At 39.8% G+C, this 9861-nt stretch carries 11 protein-coding genes; 5 read left to right on the plus strand and 6 right to left on the minus strand.

What is annotated here, in order from left to right:
• Positions 1–44: 44 nt before the first annotated feature.
• The gene (locus tag HUN22_RS12630) at positions 45–1283 is read left to right on the plus strand and encodes an NADH:flavin oxidoreductase/NADH oxidase family protein (RefSeq protein WP_174729881.1); all 1239 of its coding nucleotides are present in this window, start codon (positions 45–47) and stop codon (positions 1281–1283) included.
• A gap of 15 nt (positions 1284–1298) precedes the next feature.
• Positions 1299–2366 carry a saccharopine dehydrogenase family protein gene (locus tag HUN22_RS12635; protein WP_174729884.1) on the plus strand — a complete coding sequence of 356 codons (1068 nt, stop codon included), beginning with the start codon at positions 1299–1301 and terminating at the stop codon, positions 2364–2366.
• Between the two features lie 62 nt (positions 2367–2428).
• Here HUN22_RS12635 and HUN22_RS12640 read toward each other — a convergent pair whose 3' ends face one another.
• Complete coding sequence (locus tag HUN22_RS12640) at positions 2429–3235, minus strand: type 1 glutamine amidotransferase domain-containing protein (protein ID WP_174729887.1); 807 nt, start codon at positions 3233–3235, stop codon at positions 2429–2431.
• A 76-nt stretch (positions 3236–3311) separates the two neighbouring features.
• On the minus strand, positions 3312–3728 hold the full coding sequence (locus HUN22_RS12645) for a MerR family transcriptional regulator (protein WP_174729890.1): 417 nt from the start codon (positions 3726–3728) through the stop codon (positions 3312–3314).
• A 154-nt stretch (positions 3729–3882) separates the two neighbouring features.
• On the opposite strand from HUN22_RS12645, the gene HUN22_RS12650 reads away from it, so the two are divergent.
• On the plus strand, positions 3883–4575 hold the full coding sequence (locus tag HUN22_RS12650) for a type 1 glutamine amidotransferase domain-containing protein (RefSeq protein ID WP_174729893.1): 693 nt from the start codon (positions 3883–3885) through the stop codon (positions 4573–4575).
• A gap of 95 nt (positions 4576–4670) precedes the next feature.
• Here HUN22_RS12650 and HUN22_RS12655 read toward each other — a convergent pair whose 3' ends face one another.
• From HUN22_RS12655 to HUN22_RS12670, 4 genes are all read right to left on the minus strand, one after another.
• Positions 4671–5879, minus strand: coding sequence for an NAD(P)/FAD-dependent oxidoreductase (locus tag HUN22_RS12655; protein ID WP_174729896.1), 1209 nt, complete (start codon positions 5877–5879; stop codon positions 4671–4673).
• 159 nt (positions 5880–6038) lie between these two features.
• The gene (locus tag HUN22_RS12660; protein ID WP_174729898.1) at positions 6039–6587 is read right to left on the minus strand and encodes an RrF2 family transcriptional regulator; all 549 of its coding nucleotides are present in this window, start codon (positions 6585–6587) and stop codon (positions 6039–6041) included.
• A gap of 198 nt (positions 6588–6785) precedes the next feature.
• Positions 6786–7805 (minus strand): MBL fold metallo-hydrolase, encoded by a 1020-nt coding sequence (locus HUN22_RS12665; RefSeq protein WP_174729901.1) that lies wholly within the window; start codon positions 7803–7805, stop codon positions 6786–6788.
• A gap of 142 nt (positions 7806–7947) precedes the next feature.
• Positions 7948–8517, minus strand: a complete 570-nt coding sequence (locus HUN22_RS12670) for a TetR/AcrR family transcriptional regulator (RefSeq protein ID WP_174729904.1) — start codon at positions 8515–8517, stop codon at positions 7948–7950.
• Between the two features lie 344 nt (positions 8518–8861).
• On the opposite strand from HUN22_RS12670, the gene HUN22_RS12675 reads away from it, so the two are divergent.
• Complete coding sequence (locus HUN22_RS12675; RefSeq protein ID WP_174729907.1) at positions 8862–9149, plus strand: hypothetical protein; 288 nt, start codon at positions 8862–8864, stop codon at positions 9147–9149.
• Positions 9150–9249: 100 nt separating this feature from the next.
• Positions 9250–9813, plus strand: a complete 564-nt coding sequence (locus HUN22_RS12680) for a TetR/AcrR family transcriptional regulator (protein WP_217488172.1) — start codon at positions 9250–9252, stop codon at positions 9811–9813.
• Positions 9814–9861: the final 48 nt, after the last annotated feature.

A 9861-nucleotide genomic window follows, 5' to 3' on the forward strand; every position in this document is an offset into this window, starting at 1 on the left:
AGCTTTAATCTTAAAGTAAAGCCATATTGAATGAGGTCATTCCAATGAAAGTGTTCGAAAAATTAGTATTTCCAAATGGCTCATATGTTCCTAACCGAATTGCTAAAGCTGCAATGGAAGAAAACATGGCTGATTTAAACCATGCACCGTCAGAAGAGTTGATGCGTTTATATCAAGCTTGGGCAAATGGTGGCGTAGGTCTAATCATTACCGGAAATGTGATGGTAGACCGCAGAGCGATGACTGGACCGGGCGGCGTCGTGCTAGAAGATGAAAAGCATTTAGATACTTTTAAAAAATGGGCACAAATTGGTCGTTCAAAAGGCGCTCAGGTTTGGCTTCAAATCAATCATCCGGGGCGTCAAATGCAAGCAAACCTTGGTCAGCAGACTTGGGCACCATCGGCAATTTCACTTGATCTTGGCAAGATGTCAAATCGCTTTAATACACCAATCGAAATGACTGAATCTATGATTGCAGAGGTGATTCAGCGTTTTGCAAACACGGCGCGTTTAGGTGAAAAAGCAGGATTTAGCGGTGTAGAAATTCATGCAGCACATGGTTATTTATTAAGCCAGTTTCTTTCTCCACTCAGCAATAAACGCCAAGATCAGTGGGGTGGTTCTTTAGAAAATCGCGCTCGTATCTTAATTGAAATTGTGGATGCAGTTCGTAAAGTGGTTTCACCTGAATTTACTGTGGCGGTAAAACTAAATTCAGCAGATTTCCAGCGTGGTGGGTTTAGTGCTGAAGATGCTCAACAAGTGGTTAAAATGTTAAATGAGCATGCAGTCGATTTGGTTGAACTTTCAGGCGGTAGCTATGAAGCGCCTGCAATGCAAGGTCAAGCACGCGATGGACGAACACTTGCTCGCGAAGCTTACTTTTTAGAATTTGCACAAGAAATTCGTAAAGTTGCCAAAATGCCTGTTATGGTGACAGGTGGCATACGCCGTAAACAAGTGGCAGAGAAAGTGATTGAAAGTGGTGTAGATATGGTCGGTATTGCCACAGCACTAGCAATTGAACCTAATTTGCCAAATGCTTGGAAACAAGGCCAGAATGTTTCTCCTGAACTCAAGCCAATTACATGGGAAAATAAAACACTCGCTTCACTTGCGAATATGGCAGTGGTCAAATTCCAGTTACGTAATTTAAGTTCTGGCAAAAAAACAAAACCAAATGTTTCACCAGCTTGGGCTTTAATTTTGCAACAATCAGCGATGTCATGCCGTACCCGCCAATACAAAAAAGGCATGCGTGACTATACATTTGCTTCTTAATAAGTGAGTTGTGTTATGACAAATCCTAACGATACAAACTGGATAATTTATGGAGCAAATGGCTACACGGGTGAGTTAATTGCTCGTGAAGCGGTGCGCCAAGGTCTAAAACCAACTTTAGCTGGTCGTAACAAAGCCAAGGTTGAAACATTAGCTCAAGAGTTGGGGCTCAACTATAAGGCTTTTGGACTTGATAACGTAGATGCAGTAAGTGAGCAGCTCCAAGGCTGTAAACTGTTGATGCACTGCGCAGGACCATTTTCAGCAACATCGAAACCCATGATGGAAGCTTGTATAAAAGCAGGTGTTCACTATCTTGATATTACTGGCGAAATTGCGGTATTTGAATTGGCACAGTCACTGAACAGCCAAGCCGAAAAAGCCGATATTGTGCTTTGTCCGGGTGTTGGTTTCGATGTGATACCGACAGACTGTGTGGCAGCTGCCTTAAAAGAAGCACTGCCAGATGCAACCCATTTAGCACTTGGTTTCGACTCAAGAACTGGACTTTCACCGGGTACAGCCAAAACAAGTACAGAAGGTATGGCAGAAGGCGGGAAAATTCGTAAAAACGGAAAAATTACCACCGTTCCATTAGCGCACTACGTCCGAACTATTGATTTTGGGGATGGTAAAAAAAGTGCTATGAGCGTACCGTGGGGAGACGTATCTACAGCGTTCTATACAACAGGTATTTCCAATATTGAAGTGTTTGTACCTGCATTTCCCAAAATGATCATGGGCGCCAGAATGATGAACTATGTACGCCCAGTATTAAAACTAAAAGCCGTGCAGAAGTTTATTAAGTCACGTATTGAAAAAACGGTCGTTGGGCCAAATGAGGAACTCCGTGCGAAAGTGCCGACCTATGTTTGGGGTGAAGCGAGAAACTCACGTGGGGAAATAAAAACCGCCCGTATCCAAACGGAAAATGCGTATAGCCTTACAGTAAATGGTTCACTAACTGTGGTGAATTATTTACTCAAAAATACCGTTAAAGGCGGTACATATACGCCTGCAAAACTCATGGGTTATAAGCTAGTGACCGAACTGCCGGGTTCTGGTCCACTGGTCATTACTTAAAACAAAAAGCCAATTAGAGAGTTAATCTATAATTGGCTTTTCAATTTGAGTGTTTTATCAATTTATTGAGTCGTATTTAAACGTTTAATAACTGCTTCAGCAATTTCTTTACTCGACTGCGGGTTTTGTCCAGTAATAATTCTGTCGTCCGAAACCACATACGATGTAAATGGAACAAATGCTTGTTTGTAGTTTGCTCCACGTTCAATGAGTCCATTTTGTAGTGAAAACGGAACTTGAGACTTAATACCAGACAGCGTTTCTTCAATATTTGCGAAACCAGTAACGATTCTACCTGCAATTAAAGGTTTGCCATTTTCATCCTGTAAAGGCAATAAACCACCCACGCCGTGACATACCGCCGAGACTATTCCACCTTGGCGATAGATCTGTTCACTGATGTTTTTCAAGGCTTTATTGTTTGGGAAATCCCACATGGTGCCGTGGCCACCAGTATAGTAAATGGCTTTATACTGTGTAGGATTAATTACATTTGGAGCTAAAGTGGTTTTTAACCGCTGCATAAATGCTGGGTCGGCTAAGTGATCTCGAGCTGATTTGTCTAAATAAATAGACTTTAAGCTACGCTCATCTAATGGTACTTGACCGCCTAAAGGACTTACAAAATCCATGTCATAGCCAGCAGCCAAAGCGACATCATAAAAATGAGTGAGCTCGGTCAGCCAAAGTCCTGTTTTATCCGAACGGGAAGGGTAAGCCGAGTGATTGGTCATCACGACTAAAATTTTTCCATTTGCTTTAGTAAGGCTTTGGGTTTTATCTGACTCGGCGGCATGTACCACATTTGAAGCCAAAAAAATGCCAAAAATAATGGTTAACCAACGCTGAAAATTCAAAACTTTAAACATCACAGGTTCCTTATTTATCACCTGTTATCCATCGTATGTTTAAAGCGTACTTTAAGGTCAATAGGCCTCTAAGAAATTATGGCGATTTTGCTTTGTCGTAATAGAGGTTCATGAGTCGTTCTGCATTTTCTTCGCAAGTAATTTCATCTGGTTTGTTATTAATCGCTTCAACCATGGTTCGTAAATTTTGCTTACTCACTTTGAGTTTCTGTTCTAAAAGTTCTATTTCTTGAATTTTGTTTTCAATTGTCTGGATAAGTGCGTCATGGTTCCAAGTGGCAACTTTTGAAGGTAAAAAGGCTTTAATTTCTGCTAAAGAAAACCCAACTTGCTGTGCTTGCTGAATTAAAGAAAGCTGTTTTAAATCGTTGTCAGTATATTCACGGTAGCCGTTTGATTTTCTTTTGGCTTTTGGCAAGAGTTTGATTTGCTCGTAGTAACGAATTGTAGGGGTACTTAAACCGCTTAGTTTAGATAACTCGCTAATATTCATAGCTACATACTCTATTGACATTCAAGTTAACTTTAGACTTATAGTCATGTAAAAGCAAGGTTCATAACTTTACCAAGCGCACACTTTCAGTAACAGCTTTCTATGTTTTGATAGATGAAAGATAGAATTATAAATATGGAAATGAGGTGATGAAATGTCTAAACGTATATTACATGTCGTGACCAATGTTTCACGCTATAAAGATGTCGATGAACCAACAGGGCTGTGGTTAGGCGAACTCACCCATGCTTATGATGAATTTGAAAAGCAAGGCTATATACAAGACATTGTTAGTCCCAATGGCGGAAAAACTCCGATTGAACCAAAATCATTAGGAGCTTTGGTTTCTGACAAGTCTGTAAAAGCGAGGGAAGATGATCAAGCTTTTATGACTTTATTGGCCAATACTTTTAAGCCTTCCGATATTAATTGGCAAGATTATGACGTGATTTATTACACAGGCGGTCATGGTGTTATGTGGGATTTTTTAGATAATCCTGAACTGCAAGAAATCACCAAAAATATTTATGAAAAGGGTGGCATTGTTTCGAGTGTTTGTCATGGGTATTGCGGCTTGCTCAATGTAAAGCTTTCAAATGGCGAACGACTGATAAAAGACAAAAAGTTAACGGGCTTTGCATGGAGTGAAGAGGTTCTGGCAGGAGTCGCAAAAAAAGTTCCATATAATGCCGAAGAGTTAGCTAAAGAATATGGTGCCCATTATGATAAGGCCTTTATTCCATTTGCACCGCACGTAGTTCAAGACGGCAATTTAATTACGGGACAAAACCCGTTTTCTGCTAAAAAAACGGCTTTAGCGATAATAGAAGAGTTAGAAAAGTCATAATTTAATGACTCAAAAATAAACCCTAAAAGCAAAATCAGCGACGGCTTTGCTTTTAGGGTATCTAAATAAAGTAGTTTGTTCTAGAAAAACTAATATTAAGGAACAATCACAAAATCAGGGTTTGCGATTGCAAAAATTGCTTCGCGATCTGCAACCGGCGGATAAATCCAGACAGTATTAATTTCTTGTTTAATTTTTTTGGCCTCTTCACGCACAAATTGAACTTTTCGGTCCCAACCTTCGCTATAGAGAGCACCCCAAGGGCCTAAATCAAGACAAGTCACATACTTTGGTTGGCTGTAGGCATGTAGTGGTAAATCAACCAATTCTGCCGCAGCATTGTAACCCGCCACACGGCCAAGGCTCATGGCGTGTTGACAAGACATCACATTAAAATTACCTAAATCATCGGTTGGAACTTTTACCGTATCTCCCGTCACAAAAATATTTTTTGCTTCAGGCGCATGTAAATAGGTATCACCTAAAATACGGCCTAAATTATCTTTTTCACCTGCAATTTGAGAGGTGAGTGAGTTAGCTCTCATGCCCGCAGTCCAAATGACGGTTTCTGCTTCAATTCTTTCGCCATTAGAAAGTGTTACACCAGAAGCATCAAGTGCAGTAACGCGGACTCCAGCTATACCTTCAACACCCAACTCGTCGAGAGCTTCTCGAATTACAGCCGCAGCTTCATCACCCAATGCTGCACCAATTTCTGGTGATGAATCGACTAACACCACACGAATATCAGTTTCACCTAAAATGTTACGCAGACGTTCAGGCATTTCGGTAACAGTTTCTAGCCCTGTAAGTCCACCACCAGCGACAACTACAGTATTACGAGCTGCATTTGCAGGTTTGTTGGCTAAATTCTTAAGATGTTGATCTAATTTTTCCGCATCTTCTAATGTGCTTACGCTAAATCCATATTCGGTAAGACCTGGTATTGGTGGCATAAACGTGGTGCTTCCAGTTGCCAGAATAAAACGGTCATACCTTAAAGTCTGTTTATCGCCTTGAGTTGTGGTAATCACAAGATTTTGGGCAGCAGCATCAATTTCATTTACCCAGCCAGCCACATATTTAACGTCAACTACACTTAATAGTTCTGAAATATCAGGGTACATATTTTCAAGTACAGCTTCATAAAGACGAGGACGAATATCCACATTTGGACTAGGGGAAACCATTACCACTTCAATGTTTTGTTCTTGCGATGCTAAGTGAATTGCCCGTTGTGCAGCAAGTGCAGCCCATAAACCAGCAAAGCCAGAACCTGCAATAATAATAATACGCTTACTCATTTGATTATCCTTTTGATCGATTTTTCGGACAACACATTCCCGCTCATCACAAAATTTTGGGTGAGCGAATCCATTCTCTGATTGTCCGAAAAAATCTGAGAAGGCGTTTAAAACGATTAGGGGTGTTATTACTCTAGGGTTTGAGACCCTATCAGCTTATTAGTCGGGTGTATCCCGTGATATTTTACTTTTTCGCATTTTTGCTGTTCTTCCTTCAATGCGTTCACTGATCCAACCATTTACATCACTAAAAAACACATCGGGTGCATAACGGCCAAAACGCTCTGCAATATCGCCCAGTGTATGGGCACCTAAAGCATCTCGCATGGCTTTTTCAGCCTGTAGCATGACTGCATGCACTGCGCACACACCACTGGTTGCCCAATCAGGTGGGGCATTGTTAAAGACTGCACATTTTCCACGGACTTCTTGGCACTCAAAAAGCGGTTTTTCACCTTCGATTGCATTCACGATATCTAAAAAACTGATTTCATGAGCCGGTTTGGCCAGTAAATATCCACCACGAACACCTTCTTGTGCAACAACAAGGCCTGCCTTTTCAAGTTTAGGAAAAATCTTGGCCATAAAACTCGGAGAGACTCCTTGTAATTCGGCAAGATCCTTACTACTCAATGGTTTATCTTCATTGTTCACAAGAAAAAGAAGACAGTGAATCGCATACTCGACGCTACTAGTGATATAAGCCATTTAATTTCATAATTGATCAATTACAAACACAGACTAATGTAGTCTGTGTTTTAAGTCAATAATAAAACTAAGACAAAGTTAGTCCTAGTTTTGTTAAATGGCAGCATCAATAAGAGGAATGATACTTATATATTTGAATTTAAATACTTTTAATGAAAGGATAATAGGGAGAATTAATTTAAAAATTGTCAAAAAAACTTAAGAACGCCACCAATAGTTTTCGACATTTGGCTCGTTTAAGTTTAATACTTCACCCATTTGAGGCGTACTAATTGCTAACTCATTTTGTTTAGCCAAAGCGACAATTCGTTCAAACGGGTCGTCCCAAGCATGGAGCGCCAAGTCAAAAGTTCCGTTATGCACGGGCAATAAATGACGACCTTTTAAATCGATATGTGCTTGCAACGTTTGTTCGGGTTGCATGTGAACATCGGGCCATTCAGGATCATAAGCTCCGGTTTCTAGCATGGTCATATCGAAGGGGCCATAACGATGTCCAATCTCTTTAAAACCATCGAAATATCCGGTATCTCCGCTAAAAAATACGCGTAGATCATTATCAATAATCACCCAAGATGCCCAAAGCGTTTCATTACTATCACCCATACCACGACCAGAGAAGTGATGGGCAGGGGTCGCAACCAGTTCAAGACCATCAACATGAGTGGTGTCCCACCAGTCAAGTTGTTGAACTTTTTCTGCTGGAATTCCCCATTTAATGAGGGTGTCACCCACACCAAGCGGTGTTAAGAAATGCTCAACTTTGTCTTTAAGCTGCATTACCGCGTGATAGTCCAAATGGTCGTAGTGGTTATGCGACAAAATCACGCCTTTGATGGGCGGTAAGTCAGCAATGTTAATGGGTGGTTGGTGAAAACGTTTTGGTCCAATCCACTGAAAAGGCGAGGCACGCTCTGAAAAAACAGGGTCGGTTAACCAAAACTCATTTTGCAGTTTTAACAAGATCGTTGAATGCCCCAAACGAAATAAAGAACGGTCTGGTGCACTCAAAAGTTGTTCTTTCGACAAACTTAAAACAGGAATTTCTCGGTTTGGAACGGTGTCTTTTGGTTTGTTAAAAAGAAACTTCCACATGAGTTGAAGCGTTTTGCCAAAAGAAGGCTTGTGTTGGTTTGGACGCGTATTTCTAAATTTGCCATTTTGCTGTTGTGACGGCATTAAGGGAGCAGGCAAGTCTGTTGTGTTTGAAATAGTCATCTTGTTTTTCCTTTAGTGGAACAAACCTGTATTTGCAAATAAGAACTTGGGCTAAGTGCTTATTTTGATTTATTTAAATGAGTATTTGCTCACTCATTAATTGGTTTAAAAATAAGGACGCCGTGCATCCTTATTCTTTAATCTATATTGAAACTGCATGCCAAAACGCTTCAAAACCAGATTTGCGATAACGCTCGGCTTGAGAAGGGTCTTGGGCAATAAAATTGAGTGTCACTTCAGCAAGTGCACCTAAAATTGAAGCAATAAATAACGGTGGGTAATCTTTTAATTTGCCATCGTTAATACAGTCTTGAATGTTTTGAGTCAGGTCACAAAAGGTTTGCATGCCAATTTGTTTGCTTTGCTCAGTAATTTGTTCTGATGTTGAAAGCTGTGCCATGACTTTTCGTTTAAGAGGAGCTTCTAAACTCCAGTCCAAATAGCTTTGCCAAATGTGTGACATTTGTGTTTGTAGGTCGGAGTCGGCAGGATAACCAAGCATCATGACCTGACGTAGCTCAGCCTTGAGCGAAAGATATAACTGGTTAAGCAGCTCTTCTTTACTACTAAAATATGTAAATAAAGTACCTTCTGCCACGCCAGCAATTTTGGCAATTTTTGAGGTAGAAGCACGTTCGCCAAGCTCTGCCAATGTTTCTATCGCAGCACTTAAAATCGCATTACGTTTATCTTCACTACGAGGACGAGCCATAAATAAATATATTAATTGAGTGATTACTCAATCATACATAAAAATAGGTAGAGCGCAAGAAATGTTTTGTAGAGAAGGGAAAACCTAAAAATAGTGGCGAGTAAGATTAAAATTTTAAAAAGATTATTGAATTAATTAATATTGTTAAGCTCATATTTAAGATATTTCTTAAATGTGTAATTAAATGAAAAACAATAATTAATTAAATAATTTCTAGCCAATTTCACATTGACACCTTAATTTTTGCAGATTACCATTTGCGGGCTGGCCTACATTGCCAGTCGGTTTTGACGGACCGCTATTTGAACCACATCAGGATTATTTCTTCTGAGGAGTAGTCTTGTGTGCACACCCCGTTCCCTCCCGTAGAGGTAGGACGGGAGTGGGACACCTTTGGGTGTGCTGGAGTTCAAACCAGTCCGTCAACCTGCTTCCGTTCTGCCACCATAATTTCTAATGTTTTGGCAGAACTCCCAAAAGAAGGAGTTGGCTATGCACATTCATTATTTATTGGCAGACATTGCCAAGGTCTACAACGACACAACTTAAATCACTTTAAAGCAGCTCAATCGCCGTTAGGCTTTTCAGGCTTTAATTCGTCACGACTAAAACTTAGCAACAATAAAATTTGAGATGTGCAAAGCACAGTCTTTATGGCTTTGCTGTGCCTTTTTTCTCCCCAAAAAGTGTCTCATTTATATACAACAAAAATTTATTTATAACGGTAAAACTATGCCAACTTTAGAAACATCTTCCAAAAAATTACAAGTCATCCATACCGCAATAGAATTGTTCAATAACTACGGATTTCACAATGCAGGCGTGGATCTGATTGCTAAAAAATCCAAAATACCTAAAGGCACTTTTTATAACTACTTTCACTCAAAAGAACGCCTGATTGAAACATGCATATCCTTTCAAAAAAGCAAACTTAAAGAAGAAGTGCTGGCAATTATCTACTCAAGCCGTTACAGAACCTCAAGCGATAAAATTAAGGAAATTATTGTTTTACATGTCAATTTTAATAGCTTGTACCATCTATTACTGAAAGCTATTTTTGAAATTAAACAGATTTACCCGCAGGCCTACCGTATGGCAATTGAGTATAGAACATGGCTGCTTCGAGAACTTTTTGATCTGGTTTTTAGTTTGGAAACTCATGCATTAAAACCAAGTGCCGACATGGTTCTAAATCTGATTGATGGCTTGATGTTTCAGATTTTAAGCTCAAAGAGTTTGCATGAAAGGAATGTAGTGGTGGAGAGGTTTTTTGGGGTAACATTTGATAATGCTTAATTCTAAATTTTACTAACTAAAGGTTAGAGATTAATTTAAAGTTATAAC

The sequence above is a fragment of the Acinetobacter lactucae genome (genome assembly GCF_013344765.1).
Lineage (GTDB): Bacteria > Pseudomonadota > Gammaproteobacteria > Pseudomonadales > Moraxellaceae > Acinetobacter > Acinetobacter lactucae_A.